Genomic DNA, 16,940 nt, shown 5'->3' with positions numbered 1-16,940 from the left:
CTAGCGCCCTTCCCAGCGGGGCGGGCGTTTCGCGGTGAACGCGGCATGGAACTCGGCGTAGTCGGCGCTGGTCATCAGCAGGGCCTGGGCGGCGGCGTCCATCTCGACGGCGGCCGCCAGCGGCATGTCGAGCTCGGCGGTGAGCAGCGCCTTGGTCTGCTGGTAGGCCAGCGCGGGGCCCGCGGCCAGCCGTTCGGCCAGCGCGGCGGCCACGGCGTCGACCTCGCCGTCCGCGGCGAACTGGCTGACCAGCCCGATGCGCTCCGCCTCGGCGGCGCCGATCGTCTCGCCCAGCATCAGCAACCGGGTGGCGTGGCCGAGGCCGACCATGCGGGGCAGGAGGTACGCGGCCCCCATGTCCGCTCCCGCGAGCCCGACCCTGGTGAAGAGGAACGCGAACCGGGCCGACGCCTCGACGATCCGGAAGTCGGCGGCCAGGGCGAGCACCGCGCCCGCGCCCGCCGCGATCCCGTGCACGGCGGCGATGACGGGGAACGGCGCCTCGCGGATCGCCCGGACGACCTGGCCCGTCATCCGGTTGAAGCCGAGAAGTTCGCCCGTGCCCATGGCGAGGGTGGCGCCGATGATTTCGTCCACGTCACCGCCGGAGCAGAAACCGCGGCCGGCGCCGGCCAGCACCAGCACCCGCGTCTCTCCGTCGTGCGCCAACTCGGCGAGCAGGTCGCGCAGGTCGGCGTAGGAGCCGAAGGTGAGCGCGTTCAGCTTGTCGGGACGGTCGAGCGTGACGGTGACGACACCACCGGCGCGCTCCACCCGCAGGTGTTTCCACTGACCGGTGGGGCTCGCTGAACTCGGATAGGGACTCAAGGCACGTCCTCCTTGGCGGGGGGAGGGGGTGCGGACGCCCGCAGGGCGAAGTTATCACTCATCTGTGACTGCCGTCACGAGTGCGAGATAACCGGGAACCAACCGCGGGATATCCGCACTCAGGCCAGGGTCGCCACCAGGACCGCCTTGATGGTGTGCATCCGGTTCTCCGCCTGGTCGAAGACGACGGAGTGCGCCGACTCGAAGACCTCGTCGGTGACTTCGAGCGAGGTCAGGCCGTGCCGCTGGTAGATCTCCTGACCGATCTTCGTCCCGAGGTCGTGGAAGGCCGGCAGGCAGTGCAGGAACTTCACGTCGGGGTTGCCGGTGGCGCGCAGCACGTCCATGGTCACCGCGTACGGGCCGAGCAGCGCGATCCGCTCGTCCCACACCTCTTTGGGCTCCCCCATCGACACCCAGACGTCGGTGTGGAGGTAGTCCACGCCGCGAACACCCTCGCCGACATCCTCGGTCAGTGTGACGCGCGCGCCGGTGCTCTCCGCGAGCCGGCGGGCCTCGGCGACCACCGGCTCCTGCGGCCACAGCTGCCGGGGCGCGACGATCCGCACGTCCATACCGAGCAGCGCGCCGGTGATGAGCAGCGAGTTGCCCATGTTGTAGCGGGCGTCGCCGAGGTAGGCGTAGGCGGGTCTCGACCAGCGGCTTGTCGGTGTGCTCGGCCATGGTGAGCACGTCGGCGAGCATCTGGGTCGGATGCCACTCGTCGGTGAGGCCGTTCCAGACCGGCACGCCCGCGTACTGGGCGAGCTCCTCGACGATCTCCTGGCCGGCACCCCGGTACTCGATGCCGTCGAACATCCGCCCGAGCACCCGCGCGGTGTCCTTCACCGACTCCTTGTGCCCGATCTGCGAGCCCGAGGGATCCAGGTAGGTGGTGCTCGCGCCCTGGTCGGCGGCCGCCACCTCGAACGAGCAGCGGGTCCTGGTCGAGGTCTTCTCGAAGATCAGCGCGATGTTCCTGCCGGTCAGCCGCCGGACCTCGGTCCCCGCCCGCTTGGCCGCCTTCAGCTGGGCCGCCAGCTCCACCAGGTGGAGCAACTCCTCGGGGCTGAAATCCAGCTCCTTGAGGAAATGACGGCCCTTGAGGTCGATGGCCATGGGGACTCCTAGGTGACGGCGGCGGAAGAACCCTGGAAGTCTATACGATCAATGACATGTTTATACAGATCCATTCTCCCGCCTCGTCCTCGCCTCCTACACTGCCTCGCGTTCGATGGGACAGCTCATGCAGCGCGGGCCGCCGCGCCCCCGGCCCAGCTCGCTCCCCGGGATCTCGATCACCTCGATCCCGCGCTTGCGCAGGAAGGTGTTGGTCGTGACGTTCCGCTCATAGGCCACCACCACCCCCGGCTCGACGGCGAGCACGTTGCACCCGTCGTCCCACTGCTCGCGCTCCGCCGAGTGCACGTCCTGGGTCGCGGTCAGCACCTGGACGTCGTCCAGGCCCAGCGCCGCCGCGATCGCCCGGTTCATGTGCTCCGCCGGATGATCGGTCACCTTCAGGTCCCGGTCCCCCGCGCCCGGCTCGATCGAGTACGAGCGCAGCATCCCCAGCCCGGCGTACGTGGTGAAAGTGTCGCCGTCCACCATGGTCATCACGGTGTCCAGGTGCATGAAGGCCCGCTTCTTCGGCATGTCCAGCGCCACGATCGTGCGCGCGGAACCCGCCGCGAACAGACCCTGCGCGAGCATCTCCACCGCCTGCGGCGTGGTTCTCTCGCTCATCCCGATGAGCACCGCCCCGTTGCCGATCACCAGGACGTCACCGCCCTCTATCGTCGACGGATACGCCGCCTGCCCCTCCGACCAGACGTGGAAGCCGCCGCCGGCGAACAGCGGATGGTGCCGGTAGATCGCCTCGAAGTGCACGGTCTCGCGCTGCCGGGCCGGCCAGCGCATCGCGTTGATACTGACCCCGTCGTAGACCCAGGCGGAGGTGTCCCGGGTGAAGATGTGGTTCGGCAGCGGATTGAGCAGGAAGTCGTCGAGACTCATGGCGTGGAAGAGCACCGAGATCGGCTCGGCGAACCGTTCGAGGAACTCCCGCTTGGTCATCCCGCCGACCAGCGCCTCGACCAGATCGGGCACGGGCAGCTCGTCGAACGACGCGCGCAGGTGATCGGTCGCCAGCGGCCCGTACTCCTTCTCGTCGAAGACCCGGTCCAGCACCAGGGCCCGCGCCTCCGGCACCGCCAGCGCCTCCCTGAGCAGGTCGCCGAAGAGATGGACCTCGACCCCCCGGTCGCGCAGCACGTCCGCGAAGCCGTCGTGCTCCGCCCGCGCCCTGCGCACCCACAACAGGTCGTCGAAGAGCAGCGCGTCCTTGTTGGACGGCGTGAGCCGCTTCAGTTCAAGGTCCGGTCGATGAAGGATGACGCGGCGCAGCCGCCCGGCCTCGGAATCCACGTGAAAGCCCATGAAGACAGTCCTTCCCCTCTCACCGGCGCATCGCACCCCTGTTCACGCCTCCCGACGCATCACCTCCGCCAGTGCCCCGATCTGCTCGGGCCCCACCCGGCAGCAGCCACCGATCAGCCGGGCCCCCGCGGACCGCCAGCCCCGGACCCGGGAAGCCTCGAACGTCACCTCGCCCGTCCACTTCCGGGCCTGCGCGTCCCATTCCTCGCCGCTGTTCGGATAGACCACGACAGGCTTGCCGGAGGCCTCCGCGGCCACCGCCACGGCGTGGTCGGCGTCCCGCGGAGCGCAGCAGTTGACCCCGACCGCCACCACCTCGTCCCGCCCGGCGACCAGCGCGAAGGCCTCCTCCAGCGGCTGTCCGGCCCGCGTCCGGTCGCCGTCGATGCTGAACGAGAGCCAGACCGGAACCCCGACCCCCTCGACCGCGCTCAGCAGCGCCTCCGCCTCGTCCATGTCCGGCACCGTCTCGAGGGCGAGCAGATCGGGCGCGGCCGCGGCCAGCGTCTCGATCCGCGGCCGGTGGAAGCGCTCCAGCTCCCGCACGCTCAGCCCGTACCGCCCCCGGTACTCGCTGCCGTCCGCCAGCATCGCCCCGTACGGACCGACGGACGCCGCCACCAGCACGTCGGTCCGGCCGGCCGCGGCGCTCCGCGCCAGCTCGACGCTGCGCCGCAGCAGGCCCGACGCCTCCGCCCGCCCGGTTCCCCGGCGGGCGAAGCCCTCGTACGTCGCCTGGTAGCTGGAGGTGATGAGCACCCGCGCGCCCGCCCGGACGTAGGCCGCGTGCGCCGCCTCGATCTGCTCGGGCGCATCGGCCAGCAGGCGGGCCGACCAGAGCGCGTCGGACAGATCACAGCCCTGGGCGGCGAGTTGGTTGGACAGCCCGCCGTCGAGGACGAGCGGGGTGTCCAGGGTGAGGTCGGCCGGCATGGTGGTGGCTCCTGTCGTGCGCAGTCGAGTGGGGTGCGGTCAGTTCAGTTGGGACTGGACCTCGGCGGAGATCAGTTCCAGGTGGTCCAGATCGCCCAGGTCGAGCATCTGGAGGTAAAAGCGGGTCGAGCCGGTCGCGGCGTACTGCCCCATCCTGTCGATCACCTCGGCCGGTGAGCCGGCCAGCCCGTTGGCCTTCAGCTCGTCGACCTCCCGGCCGATGGCCGCGGCGCGGCGCGCGACTTCCGCGTCGGTCCTGCCGACACAGACGACCAGCGCGTTCGAATACACTAGTTCGTCCTTCTTGCGCCCCTCCGCCTCGGCCGCCTCGCGCACCCGGCCGAACTGCCGCCTACTATCATCAATCGATGCAAAAGGGATATTGAACTCGTCCGCGTAGCGAGCTGCGAGGGCCGGGGTCCGCTTGGCACCGTGCCCGCCGATCAGCACCGGGATCTTCGCCTGCACCGGCTTGGGCAGCGCGGGCGACTCCTTGAGCTGGTAGTACTTCCCGTCGTAGTCGAAGGTCTCACCGGCCGGCGTGGCCCACAGACCGGTCACGATCGCCAGCTGCTCCTCCAGCCGGCCGAACTTCTCCTTCGGGAACGGGATGCCGTAGGCGGTGTGCTCCCGCTCGTACCAGCCGGCGCCCAGTCCCAGCTCGACGCGTCCGCCGGACATCTGGTCCACCTGGGCGACCTGGATGGCGAGAACGCCCGGCAGCCGGAACGTGCCGGCCGTCATCAGGGTGCCGAGCCTGATGCGGCTGGTCTCGCGGGCCAGCCCGGCCAGGGTGATCCAGGCGTCCGTCGGGCCCGGCAGCCCGTCGCCGCCACCCATGCTCACGTAGTGGTCGGAGCGGTAGAAGGCGTCGAATCCGAGATCCTCGGCGGCCTTGGCGACCGTGAGGAGGGTGTCGTAGGTGGCGCCCTGCTGGGGCTCGGTGAAAATACGAAGATCCATGGCACCCATCCTCCACGCCGGACCGCCCCGCACGTCAACCGTGCGTGACGACGTCGCCGATCTTGTGCCCCGGCGGGTGAATATCCCCTGCGCCGCCTCCGTCCGCACCGGTCCGCATGACCGCCGCCACCCGTGCTCGGCGGCTCGGGCATGAGGCTCCGTTTCATGGGCCGAGCGCGCCGAGCAGCGAGCACACGAGGTCCTTGGACTCCTCGGCGGCGTCCAGCGCGTCGATGCACTGCCAGTACACCGCCTCCTCCTCCGCTGAACAGGCCACCCCCGCGAGGACCGCGCCCAGCTCCGAGAGCAGGTCCCGTATCTCCGCCAGTGCGCGGGCCGGCTCCCGCACGCCGGTGAGTATCGCCGCCCGGATGGGCTCCGACCGGGCGCCGGCGAGCGCCGAGAGCCCGACCGGTCCGCAGACCCGTCCGCCCGCCTCGCCCGCCGAGAACCCGACCACCCGCAGCTCCGGGGGCCCGTGCACGGCGAGATGGCCGCCCATCGCCTCCGCCAGCGCCTGCGCCTGCCACGCCTCCGCGATCAGGTCCTGCACCTGCCACGCCTGTTCGAGCGCGTGCCGGGTGGCCTGGATGAGCCGTACCGCGTCCATGATGTGCCCCCCACCGCCGCGAGCTACCGTTCCACTACTAAGAGTGACGGTCGGCGAGCGCGGGCGGAAGGGGGGTCCCGCGCCTGTGGATAACTCGCCGTTCGTGCATAACTCGCCGTTCGTGATCGTGCCGCTCACGAGGTCGGGTGGAGAGTGCCCGACCCCCCGTCATCCGCCGGCACCGGGAAGCGGACCTCGTTGCGGTCGATCTTCGCCGAGAGCGCCTTCAGCGCATCGATCTCCAGCACCTGGCAGAACTGCAGCAGATACGCCAGGACATCCGCCACCTCGTCCTCCACCCGGTGCGCGGTCCCGGGGTCGTCCATCACCCGGCCCGCCTCTTCCGGGGTCATCCACTGGAAGATCTCCAGCAGTTCGGACGCCTCGACACTCAACGCCGCGGCCAGGTTCTTGGGTACGTGATACTGCTGCCAGCGCCTGGCCGCCGCGAAGGCGGCCAGACGGCGCTGCAGCGCCTGCAGATCCTCGCTCATCCGCACAGGTCTACCGCATCGTGGGCGCCCGCCGCGCGGGCACCCGCCCACCGGCCCCCTCCCCCGACTGGACACCGGGCGACGACGCGGACCTCTGCAAGTTCACCCTGGGCTCCGCCTCCGCACTCTCCGGCAGCCCCGCTCCTTCCACCTCGACCACCACCTCCCCCGCGTCTCCCGATCGCTTCGGGCGAGCGAAGTCGATGACCGACACGCCGCTCAACCCCTCCGCCACGGACGCGTCATGCACGACCCCCAACAACCGGATGTGGCCGCGCTCCGCCGCCATGCCCGCCAAGGAGAGCAGCTCACGGCTCTGCCGGCGGTCCATCCCCAGATCGAATCCGTCGCTCAGCACGGTCAGCACCTGGGCGGCCGGCAGGAGTTCCGCGCTCGTGTCGACTTCCAGCACGCCCGGCCCGGTCAACAGGACCAACGCGATCCCCAGGAAACGCAGTTCCCCGTCGCCGAGCCGGTCCACCGGCACCAGACCCAGCGGCCCGCGGTCCACCGCCGCGATCACCGACAGCGCTTCGGCGCCGCGGTCAGCACCCGCCGGCCGCGTCCGCAGGACCGTCAGCCCTTCCACCGGCGGACTGCAGACCTCCCGCATCGCCCGCACGAGGGCCGCGTGCCGGGTACGGCACTCCCCCTCGGTCCTGGCCAGGACCGCCGACAGGTTCTCGCAGCCGCGGCGGAGCATCCCGTCCGCGGTGTCCACCGGCGCCCGCATCGTCTCCGGCCGGGGCTCCACCGGGAACACCCCGCGCAACGCCAGCACCATTTGCTCCACCGCCGCCAGCACCAGCCGCTGGCCCTCGGTGCGCCCCGCGACGCGTAGCGGCAGCAGAGCCGTCGCCAGCAGGTCGTCGGGAAGCGGCGCGCGGGTGACGGGCACCAGCCCCGCGGTGTGCCACGCCGCCTGGACGGTGCGGCGCTCCGGATCACGCAGCGCGGTGGTCAGCAACGTCTGCCCGCCGCCCGTCAACCGCTCACCGACGATGCGCAGTTCCGGTTCGGTCTGTACGGCCACATCCAGCCGGACCGGTCCGACGGGGCCGGTGACCGTACAACCGACGCGGAACCCGCGCCGCCCCTCCGCGTCCGGCTGCGCCCCCTGCGGCACGCAGGCCGCGGCCCCGCCCCGCACGCTCCCCTCCCGGTCCCCCGACCCGTCGAACACCTCCCCCAGCGTCTCCCCGCCGGCCAACCGCCCCAGCGCCGCCAAGGCCTCCAGGACGCTGGACTTCCCGGTCCCGCTCGCGCCGGCGAGCAGGGTGAGCGGACCCAGCGCGAAGCTCGCGCCCTGGTGCGACTTGAAGGCGGACAGCCGCAGTTCGGTGACGGCGGGGCGCTCACTCGTGAGGTTCATATCCGCGAACGTAGCCAGAGTCGCTCCTGCCGAACCGTTACGTCAGCCCCCACGTCCTCCGAACGGGCGACCCGCCAGGATGACGGCATCCCGCAGGCCCACCGGGACGCGCCCCGATCACCAAGGGCATTGTCCGACCCCTGGTCTACGGTGGGCCGCGTGACGAGCTATGTGGCGCTGCTCCGCGGAATCAACGTGGGCGGCAAGAACAAGGTGCCGATGCAGACCCTGCGCGAGCTGCTGACCGGGCTGGACTGCACGGACGTCCGCACCCACCTCCAGAGCGGCAACGCCGTCTTCGGCCACCCCCGCGCCGACCCCGCCGAGCTGGCCACCTCCCTGGAGGCGCGCATCACCGAGGAGTTGGGCCTCACCATCCGCTGCCTCGTCCGGGACGGCGCGGGCCTCCAGCGCGTGGTCGACCGCAACCCCTTCGACATGGACGGCATCGACCCGTCCCGATTCCTGGTGACCTTCCTGTCCGCCCCGCCCGACCACGCGCGCCTCGCCGCCATCGACCCCGCGGCCCACGCCCCGGACGAGTTCCGCCTCGCCGACCCCAAGGCCCCTGCCGAGATCTACCTGCACCTCCCGAACGGCATCCACACGTCCAAGCTCGCCCTGCAGTTCACCGACAGGAAACTGGGAGTGACCGCGACGGCCCGCAACTGGAACACCGTGCTCAAACTCACCGCGATGGCAACGGAGTAGTCCCCACCAGCAATCCCCTTGGCCCGCCGCATGGCGTCCAAAACGGTGGCACTTTCACGCTGCGCCCCAACGAGTTCCCGAAGCTTGTGCCGAGTCCCGGAGCGCCGACGGGGACGCGCCTGCGATGGCACGGTCGCCCCGCACGTTCCAAGGTCGAGCCCACCCGTCAATGACGACGTCCGCAGCAAGTGCTTCTCCGGGCTTCGGCTCCTGCGACCACGGCCAGCAGTAGCCGGCGGACAGACGTGCGCCGTATCCCTGGGCGCGACGGGGATCGACACCTCAGCCTGACGATCACGCGCGCGCTGCAATCCCCTGTGCGTTCCTCGGCCGCGTCACCCCGAACCGAGGTCGGACAGCAGCAGGTCCAGGACGGCCTCCTCCTCGACGCGGACGCCCAGTTCCACGAGCGCCGGCGCGAGATCCGGGTCCCATGGGGCCTCGGTTCGCGGGCCGGTGAGGGGTGGGGCCTCGGGGGACGCGGCGGCCGTGGTGCGGTAGGCGGCCGTCGTGTAGTGCCAGGGTTGCCAGGGGACGTGACGGAGTAGTCCCGAGGCGATGCGCAGGCCGCCCCAGTCGAAGTCCCCGTGATACAGAAGCGTTGCGGCGCCTTCGTGCAGACCGCGCAGCAAGGTGAGGGCTGCTGCGGACGGTTGTCCCTGGAGGCACACGAGCGGTGCGGATCGGGCACCGTAGGTGTCGGCCGCCGCGGCGAGCACGGCCGGGTTCTCGCAGATGCGGACGGTCGGGGACGCGAGGGTCGGCGGGCGGCGTATGAGCTGTCGTAGCGTCAGGACGGACGGTTCGCCGGCGTCCGCCATCCAGTCCAGGGCGGGAGTGCCCCGCAGGTTCAAGGTCAGGACGGTCGAGGACAGCTCGTCGCGGAGTACGCCCACCGATGCCCACGCCTCCCGGCGCCACTCGGCGCCCGAACCGTCGGGGAAGCCGGTGAGCGCGCGGATACCGGCCAGGGTGAGGGTGGCGAGCGGCGTTCCGTCGTCCAACGCGTGGGCGCTGCCGAGGGCTCGGGCCGCGAAAGCGGCGAGCGACATCGGCGGGTCGGCTGGGAGGGAACGGAGGGCGACGGCGACCCGGCCGAGGAGGGTGCCCGCCGCGGCGGGGGTGCCGGCCAGGCGTCGTACCAGGCCGTCTCCGCGGAGCCGGACGGCCCATGCGGCGAGCGCCGGGGCCTGGTCCACGAGGGCGTCTATGGGTGCGTAGGCCTCCTGCCAGGCGCGTTCTTCGGCTTGGCGGGCCGGGCCGATCAGGACGACCGGTCCGGTGAGCGCGGCCACCGCCGCGGCCAGGCCGTCGGGGCTGATGCCGGAGCGGCGCAGGACGGAGTCGACTTCGTCGAGCCGAATGCTCAGGGAGCGGCCCGTGCCGGGAGACCGGCCGAGCAGCCGCTCGGCGGACGCCCGCTGGGCCGGCGTGGGCGCGCTGAGGGAGGCGGGGCCGACGAGCGGCTGTCCCCGTTCCAGACGGCGGCGCGCACGATCGACCAGCCAGCTGAGATCGCGGTCGCCCAGCAGCCGGCGCAGTCGGTCCACGTCGATCGCGGTTCCCCGAGACGTCAGGTCCACAGCGGCTCGGCTTCCGTGTGCGTCTCCTGCCGGCCGGAGCCCGGGTTCTGCGACCGCACCGGGTCCTCGCGGCGCCGGCGCCTGGCGCCGTCCCATTCCCAACGCGTGACGAGGACCGCCGCCACCTCGTCGATCCGCGAGAGCTGCGCGATGGCGATACCCGGCACCTCCGGGTAGCAGGCCCACTCCCGTTCGCTGGTCATCACCACGTCGAGGTCGAAGGCGTGCAACAGGCCCAGGCACTTGGCGCGCGAGTCGTCGTCCACGCCCGCGAAGGCTTCGTCCAGGGTGACCAGTCGCGGCGCGTACGGGCTGCTCGCGCTCGCGTAGTGCGAGGAGGCCGCGGCGAAGAGCGGCACGGATACGGCGAGGACCCGTTCGCCGCCCGAGGCCGGGCCGGTCGCCGGGACCCAGCGGCCTTGTTGATGGCGTTCGACCCCGAACTCGTGCCAGGAGCGGTAGTCGAGCGCGGCGGTGAGGTATTCGAGCCAGCTGCCGGAGGTGTCGTCGGTCTGCTGCCGGGCGATCTGCGTCTGCAGGAACTCGCCCACCGCACTGCGGTCCTCCGCGGACCAGGCATCGGCGGACTGTCGCAAACGTTCACGTGCCTGGCCCAGGCCGGACGGCGCCTTCCGGGAGGCCCGCCAGACCAGCCGGAGTTTCATGCCGGTGGAGGTGGGACGGTCCTCCAGTTCGGCGTTCAAGTCCCGCACCTGGCGCTCGGCTGCCCCGATGAGTTCCTGGAGGGTGCCCGCGACCTCAGTGATCAGATGGGTCTCCAGAATCTCGCGTTCATGGGCGGAGAGGATGCGGGTGAGTTCGCCCACCTCGGCGGTGAGCGCCTCGGCGAGTTCGGGTACGGCACGCTCGCGGCCCTGGTAGACGATGTCGACCACGACGCCGTCCTCCACCATGCGGGCCGAGGCCGTGTGCCCGTGTCGGGACAGGGTGTCCTGCAGGGTTTTGAGCTCTTCGCTCAGCCGGCGCTGTACGCGTTCCCAGGCTCCGTCCGAGTCGTCGGTCGTCGTCAACCCGGACTCGATGGCCCGTGCGAGGGCGATGGCGGGTGTCGCCACCCACGGCCCCTCGTCCGCGGCGGGCACGGAGACCTCCGGCAGGGCGACCACGATCAAACCTGTGGTGGTGAAGCGCTGCAGCCCCGCGATGGCCTCCGCCCGTGCCGCGGCCGCCTCGGTCAGCCCCTTCTCCAACTGCTCGATCCTGCCTTCGGCCTTACTGGCCGCTCTGTCCGCCTCGGCCTGTCGCTGGTGGGTGATGCGCTGGTCGGCCTCGCAGGTGCGCAGGGCCTCGGCGGTCTCGGTGAGCCGGCGCTGGAGTTCGGCGACGGCGGCGCCGACGGTGGAGCGCAGCGTGGTGTGGCGTTGGTCCGCTGTCGCGGCGTCACGCCCGGCCTCCTCCGCGCGCAGCGTGAGTTCGGCGGTGCGCTCCTGCGCCCGTGAAGCCTCGGCACGCTCCTCGCCCTCCTGGCGGGCGGCTTCGCCGCGTTCGCGCAGCGTCGGCCACAGGGCGGCCAGAACCACGGCGAGGGAGGCATGGGCCCGGCGGACCGCGGCAAGACCTTCCCGATCGGCGGGAAGGCCCAGGTCAACGGTGGTCCCAGCGAACTCGGCGGCGGCCGTCTCGGACCGACTGACGGCGTCCTTGAGGGCCGCGGCCCGCTCCTCCCGCCGCATACGCCCTCTGCGTACCGGCTCCGCGGCGGCGATCACGTGGGCGTGCGCCCGGGTGAGGGCACTTTCGTCGGGCACTTCGGCCAGTTCCGCGTCGAGCGTCCGGCGACGCGCGGACACCGCCTCGGACCGCGCCGTGACGGTGTGTGCCTCCTGCTGGAGCTGTTCGAGTTCGGCGTTCAGGACGGCGATGCGGGCACGTCTGGCCGCCTCCCGAGCGCCCTCGCCGATGTACTCGGCAGTGGTCTTGGCCCAGCGGCCGGTGAGCGTGCCGACCCGGAACCTTCCGTCAGGTACCGCCCACGTGCCGGCTCCGCTCTCCGCCCTCGTGCCGATGGCGGCGAGCAGCCGTACCACGGTGGCCTCGGCCACCGTCGCGGCCTGCGCGTCGCCGTGATCCACGGCCGGACGCAGGAGTCCGCCGAGCGAAGGGCCGGCCACGGGCCCGGTAGCCGGAGAGAGCAGCACCTCGTGCCCATCCGCGGCGAGCGTCGAACCATCGGGCAGGACCCAGGCATCCAGCAGTCCTGACGCCTCCAGCGCCGCCTCCAGCCCTGCGCGTTCCTGCTCCGGGACGCCGTCGTGGAAGTCCACCAACCGCCACAGCGGCGCGCCGGGCAGCCGCTCGCGCAGGCCCGGCGTGCGGGTGGGCGGGGTCTGCGGGCCATGTCGGCCGCCTGCCTCCAGTACAGCCAGCTCCTGGCGTACTTCACCGGTGAGCACCGCCAGCTCCTGTGCCCGGCGGGCTGCTTCGGCCGCCCGGTCCGCCAGCTGCCGGGAGATAGCGCTGTGGGCCCGTGCCGCGTGCGCGCGGGCCGGGTAGGGCCCGTTGACGTGCTGCGTCCACTCCTGCAATTCATCCAGCAGGCCGGACAGGTCCGGGTAGGTCAACTCGGTCCAGCCGCGCGACCGTTCCCGCACCTCCTCCAACAGCGCCTGCCCGCAGTCCGCGGCGGCTTCCTCCGCCTTGACGTGCGCCTCGGTCGCTTCGTCGAGGTCGGCGTCCGCCTCGTCCAGGCGCACGGACGCCTGGCGACGCTCCGCCGCCGCCCGTTCGGCCGCCTCCGCGAGCTCCTCCGCGTGGGCGAGCGCACGCTGCCCTCGGTCCACCGATACCTGGGTCGCCCGCCGCAGTTCGGGCTCGGACAGCCGGTAGTCCGCGGGCAGGTCGATCCGGGCGGCGGCCGCTGCTTCCCCCGCCTGACGGAGTGTCTCCCCGGCCTGCTGCCGGGCGGCACGCAGCCTGTTCTCCGCCGTGCCGAGTCGCCCGAGCGCCCGGGTGTGCAGGCCTGCCGCCTGATCCCGGTCGTCGCGGGCCTGGTCCAGGGCTCGGACCGTCCGCTCCACTGCCATCGCCGCCTGCTCCAGCTCCCGGGCGCTGCGCATCTCGGGGCCTTCGCGCAGAGCGGCGTCCTGGGCGCGCAACCGGGCCTGCGTCTCTTCGAGTGCGGCGATCCGCTCCTCCGCCTCCGCCCGCGCCTGCTGCGCGCGGGACTGCTGGATCTGCGCGTCCGCGAGGTCCCGCTGAAGGTGCTCGTAGCGGGAGTGCTCGGCACGCGGGAGACGGGCCCGCCGGCGGGTGGCGATGCGGGCATACCGCCCGTAGTGCTCCAGGAAGACCACGGCGGCCCGCTCGGCGGCCGAGGCCGCCACCAGTTCCTCCTTCTCCTCGTCCAGGGACCGGAAGGCCTCGGCGACATCGGCGATGACGGCCTGGTCCATGGGCGGCAGCGCCTCGGTGAGGGCGCGGGACAGTGCCGCCTCGTTGGGGCGCTTGGACAGCTGCGGCTGACGCAGCTGGATGAGCAAGTCCACCAGTGCGCCGTAGCGCTGCTCGCCGAGCCCGAAGAGCGCCTCGTCGACGGCCCTGCGGTACGTCTTGGCCTGGTCGTACACCATCCCGTGGCCTGCGACGGCCTCGGTGAGCCGGTCCCGGGAGAGGGCGGTACCGGTGGCGTCGAGCAACCTGAGGGACGTCTCGGCGCCTGCCTCGGGGCCGTGGTCGACGCGCTGGTCGGTGAGCGCGTACCAGTGCCGGGCGATGCCCCGCCCGCTGACGGCCTTGAGCCCGCAGAGCAGCGTACGGAAATGCCGTTCGCCGGTGGCCTCGTCCAGTCTGCCGAACTCGATCCACGTGTAGCCGAGCCGCTCGGAGTGCGGGTACTCGCCGCCGAGGAGCAGGTTCCACTCCATCCTCTTGCCCGGGTCGCCGTCGGGCTCGACGCGGCGGGAACCGAGGTCCCCGTCGAGCAGGAAGGGCAGTGTCAGGGCGAGCACCTTGGACTTGCCGGTGCCGTTGTTCCCGCGCAGCAGCAGCCGTCCGTCCCGGAAGTGGAACTCCTCCACGTCGTAGTGGAAGAGGTCGACGAGTCCGAGGCGCAGGGGCTGCCAGCGAAGGCGCAGGGGTTCGGGGAGTGGGGTCACGGCGTACGGGCCTTTCGCTGCGCGGGCATACGTGCGGTGCCGGGTTCCAGCACGACGGTCTCACCGACCGCGTACCGGGCCAAGGCCGGGCGCGCTGCCACCTCGTGGGCCGTACGGACGACGAGCCCGAGGGCGGCTAGCCGGGCGACGGCCTGGTCCACGAGTTCTGCTTCCATACCGGGCTCCCGCGCGGACTTGGCCCAGAACCCGCCGTGCTCGGCCGCGAGTTCCCGGACTCTGAGCGCCAGCCGTTCCCAGGTCACCGCAGCACCCGCCGCGGCCAGATGTTCGGCGAGCAGCAGCGTGATGTGGCCATGGGTGCCCTGTTCCGGCATCCGGACATCGGTGAGGTCGTCGTCGGGGTCGACCATCGCGATGCCTTCCGCCCGCACCTCGGCCACCAGTCCGGTCAGCTCGGTGATCCGAGCGGTGATGAATCCGCGCTGCCGGGTGAGGTAGCCGAGTTCGGCGTCGTTCAGTTCGTCGTAGTAGAGCACCGGGTCGTCCAGAAGGCGGCGGGTCAGGGAGCGTCGCATCGCCCGGAAGCGCAGTTCGTCGCTGTCCAGGGCGGTCTCGGCGACGAGTTCGGTCAGGCGGTCCATGACGGTGTCGGCGTGCACGGTGGAGGGGCCGCGCCGGGCGGCGAGCAGCCCCGCCAGCACCCTGCGTTCCACGTCGTACAAGACGTCGCCGGCGCCGCTGACGTACGCCTCCTCGTCTCCGGCGACGCGGCGCAGCACGCCGAGGCCGAGCAGGAGCCGCACGACGGCGGCGAGGTCGAGGCGCTCGTCGCGGCGGTCCAGGGTGAACTGGATGCCCGCCCGCGCGAGATGGGGGTCGGCGGCGTCGAGGACGACCTGGTCGGCGAGGCGGCCGAGGGCGATCTGCGCCTCCCCGCGTTCCAAAGCGGCGAGCGCCAGACACAGCAGGACGTAGCGGCGGCGCGTGAACGCGGCTGCCGCGCGGGTCGGCTCTCGGGCGGGGTGGGTGGGGTCGGTGAGGACGCCGGGTATCTTGCGCAGGCGGGCCGCCTCGGCATCGGTCTGGAGGGACCAACCGGTGTTGCGGTCGAACCATTCGCGCAGTTCGGAGGCGTGCCGGCGGACGAGACGGAACTCGTCGGCGTAGCGGCCGCGGGCGAGCAGGAGCGGCTGCCTGAGCAGGGCGCGAGCGGCCTTGCGGAGGTCGGCGGCGTGCTGGCCGTCGAGCACTTCGGCGAGCGGGGTGCTGTTCATGGCGTGCGTGCCGGTCATCATGCGTCGTCTCCGTCCGCCAGGTCGATGATGTCGATGAGGTGGTCGGGACCGCGGAACGTGCCTCCGGGCGTCCGGATCTCCGCGGTGGTGCCGTCGACGAGTGCGCTGAGCCGGATCTCCATGGATCCGTCGTTGCTGGTGGCCCTCGTGTGGCGCATACCGGGCCGCCAGGTGGCCAGCGCGTCGCCCAGCAGTTGGAGGAAGAGCCCGAAGGACACCGGGTCGAGTTCACCGAGCTCGGAGAGCCGGGTGACCCCGTCGGTGACGAGCCGGGTACGGGCCGCCGCGATCTCGGCCGCCTGCTTGGCGGCCACCTCGGCGAGCCTGCGGCGAGGCGCCGCCCGGTCCTCGACCCTGCGGGGCTTGCCGCGCCGCTCATAGCTGCCGGTGCGGCGCAGTTGCGGGCTGATCCGCAACGGCTCGGCGTCTGCCCACGGGGTGGCGGCGGGAACCGGCCGCGCCACGCGGGCGGCAAGGGTGTCGGCGTCGACGGTGAGGTGCCGTGCGGGATACAGCCCGAAGGCGGTGCGCCACAGTCGGTGCCGGGCGTCGTCGTCGGGGGCTTCCGCGAACCAGCGGGCGAGCGTGCGGAAGTCGGCGGACCGGTCGGAACGCCCGGCCCTGCGTTCGTTCAGCGACCGTACGACGGCCAGGAGCTGGGGAATCGCCCCGAGGGCTCGGCCACGCAGCAGTCTGGTCTGGGACTCGCGCCCCTGCCGGCTGATGAACCATGCGGCGAGACCGCTCCAGCGCCCGGCCCATCGGTCGTACGCCTCGCGCTCGGCGTGTTCGGCCTCTTCGGGCGAGGCGTCCACCGCCTCGCGGGCGGCGGCGGCCCGCAGCAGCGGCTCGATGCTCCCGGACTCCTCCAGTTCCAGGATCAGCCGGGCGATGCGCCCTCCGAGCGTGATCAGGTCCTGAATGAACCGTTCCAGGTACTGGATGAGTCGGTCCTTGTAAGCGAGGAAGACGTCCTCTTCCACGTCGTGGAGGTCGATCGTCCGCTGCAGGGATCCCATGAAGGCGCGGGCGTTGTCCGCGAGGGCGGTGAACCTGCTGGCCAGCCCGTCAAGTGCCAGGTGCGCTTTGGCCTGATCAGGCCGCTCCTCGGCCGCCAGCACCAGAAGGGCCCGCAACTGCGTGACGATGTCGTGCAGCGCGACGGCCTGCAGCGCGCCGCGCCGTCCCAGCGCGTCGTCATAGACGCCCAAGGCCTCCTCAGCCGCTTCTCCGGCCCGCGTGAGCTGGTAGATGAACCGCTTCCGGTAGAAATCCTCGACGGCGGTGACCCGGGCCGTGTCGGGATCAGCACGGAGATTGCCCCAGCCGACGAGGCTGTCCAGCGCTTTGACCACGCCGTCCACCTCGACGGGCCGCGCCTCGGCCGACAGGGCGGCGTACACGTCCTCCGGGCGCAGATGTACCGCGAACCGCTCCTTGGCCACGACGAACGCCCGCATCACCTGGCGGTAGAGACCGGTGTTCTGCACGGTGAGGTGGGCGAAGGGGCTGTACCCGTCCGGTCGGGGCTCCGGAGCGGCGCTGTTCACGGTCATCACCGGCCATCCTCCCGCAGGGGACGGCTTCGCAGACGGGGACAAATGTATTTGACCGATTCACGCCATCAGAAGATCGT

General features: G+C 71.8%; 12 protein-coding genes and 2 pseudogenes. 1 reads left to right on the top strand and 13 read right to left on the bottom strand.

Annotation, left to right across the window (positions count from 1 at the left end):
- From M2266_RS26985 to M2266_RS26950, 8 genes and pseudogenes are all read right to left on the bottom strand, one after another.
- Positions 1 to 828: an enoyl-CoA hydratase family protein gene (locus tag M2266_RS26985; RefSeq protein WP_277440513.1), complete on the bottom strand. Its 828-nt coding sequence runs from the start codon at positions 826 to 828 to the stop codon at positions 1 to 3.
- 119 nt (positions 829 to 947) lie between these two features.
- Positions 948 to 1,947 (bottom strand): annotated as a pseudogene (argF, locus tag M2266_RS26980) (ornithine carbamoyltransferase).
- Between the two features lie 96 nt (positions 1,948 to 2,043).
- Positions 2,044 to 3,267 carry an arginine deiminase gene (locus M2266_RS26975; RefSeq protein ID WP_277440512.1) on the bottom strand — a complete coding sequence of 408 codons (1,224 nt, stop codon included), beginning with the start codon at positions 3,265 to 3,267 and terminating at the stop codon, positions 2,044 to 2,046.
- Positions 3,268 to 3,309: 42 nt separating this feature from the next.
- Positions 3,310 to 4,200, bottom strand: coding sequence for a homocysteine S-methyltransferase (gene mmuM / locus M2266_RS26970; protein WP_277440511.1), 891 nt, complete (start codon positions 4,198 to 4,200; stop codon positions 3,310 to 3,312).
- A 39-nt stretch (positions 4,201 to 4,239) separates the two neighbouring features.
- Complete coding sequence (locus tag M2266_RS26965; RefSeq protein WP_277440510.1) at positions 4,240 to 5,163, bottom strand: LLM class F420-dependent oxidoreductase; 924 nt, start codon at positions 5,161 to 5,163, stop codon at positions 4,240 to 4,242.
- Positions 5,164 to 5,326: 163 nt separating this feature from the next.
- Complete coding sequence (locus M2266_RS26960; protein WP_277440509.1) at positions 5,327 to 5,773, bottom strand: DUF6099 family protein; 447 nt, start codon at positions 5,771 to 5,773, stop codon at positions 5,327 to 5,329.
- A gap of 134 nt (positions 5,774 to 5,907) precedes the next feature.
- Positions 5,908 to 6,267 carry a nucleotide pyrophosphohydrolase gene (locus M2266_RS26955; protein WP_277440508.1) on the bottom strand — a complete coding sequence of 120 codons (360 nt, stop codon included), beginning with the start codon at positions 6,265 to 6,267 and terminating at the stop codon, positions 5,908 to 5,910.
- A 10-nt stretch (positions 6,268 to 6,277) separates the two neighbouring features.
- On the bottom strand, positions 6,278 to 7,639 hold the full coding sequence (locus M2266_RS26950) for an ATP-binding protein (protein ID WP_277440507.1): 1,362 nt from the start codon (positions 7,637 to 7,639) through the stop codon (positions 6,278 to 6,280).
- 159 nt (positions 7,640 to 7,798) lie between these two features.
- Between M2266_RS26950 and M2266_RS26945 the strand changes: the two genes are divergently transcribed.
- Positions 7,799 to 8,350: a DUF1697 domain-containing protein gene (locus M2266_RS26945; protein ID WP_277440506.1), complete on the top strand. Its 552-nt coding sequence runs from the start codon at positions 7,799 to 7,801 to the stop codon at positions 8,348 to 8,350.
- A 99-nt stretch (positions 8,351 to 8,449) separates the two neighbouring features.
- Here the strand turns inward: M2266_RS26945 and M2266_RS26940 are convergent.
- The 5 genes and pseudogenes from M2266_RS26940 to M2266_RS26920 all read right to left on the bottom strand — a co-directional run.
- A pseudogene (locus M2266_RS26940) lies at positions 8,450 to 8,629 on the bottom strand (DNA/RNA helicase domain-containing protein); the annotation flags it as partial.
- Positions 8,630 to 8,685: 56 nt separating this feature from the next.
- Complete coding sequence (locus M2266_RS26935; protein WP_277440505.1) at positions 8,686 to 9,933, bottom strand: TIGR02679 family protein; 1,248 nt, start codon at positions 9,931 to 9,933, stop codon at positions 8,686 to 8,688.
- Positions 9,924 to 14,048 carry a TIGR02680 family protein gene (locus tag M2266_RS26930; protein ID WP_277440504.1) on the bottom strand — a complete coding sequence of 1,375 codons (4,125 nt, stop codon included), beginning with the start codon at positions 14,046 to 14,048 and terminating at the stop codon, positions 9,924 to 9,926. Before M2266_RS26930 ends, M2266_RS26935 begins: the two co-directional genes overlap by 10 nt.
- A complete protein-coding gene (locus tag M2266_RS26925) occupies positions 14,045 to 15,304 on the bottom strand; it encodes a TIGR02678 family protein (RefSeq protein WP_277440503.1) in 1,260 nt (419 codons plus the stop codon). Before M2266_RS26925 ends, M2266_RS26930 begins: the two co-directional genes overlap by 4 nt.
- Entirely contained in the window at positions 15,301 to 16,860 is a 1,560-nt protein-coding gene (locus M2266_RS26920) for a TIGR02677 family protein (RefSeq protein ID WP_277440502.1), read from the bottom strand. The genes M2266_RS26925 and M2266_RS26920 overlap by 4 nt, the downstream gene beginning before the upstream one ends.
- Between the last annotated feature and the right edge of the window lie 80 nt (positions 16,861 to 16,940).

Source organism: Streptomyces sp. SPB162 (assembly GCF_029504575.1).
In the GTDB taxonomy this organism is placed as follows: Bacteria; Actinomycetota; Actinomycetes; order Streptomycetales; family Streptomycetaceae; genus Actinacidiphila.
The sequence above is the reverse complement of the archived record's forward strand: the minus strand, read 5'-3'. Positions and strand labels throughout refer to the sequence as shown.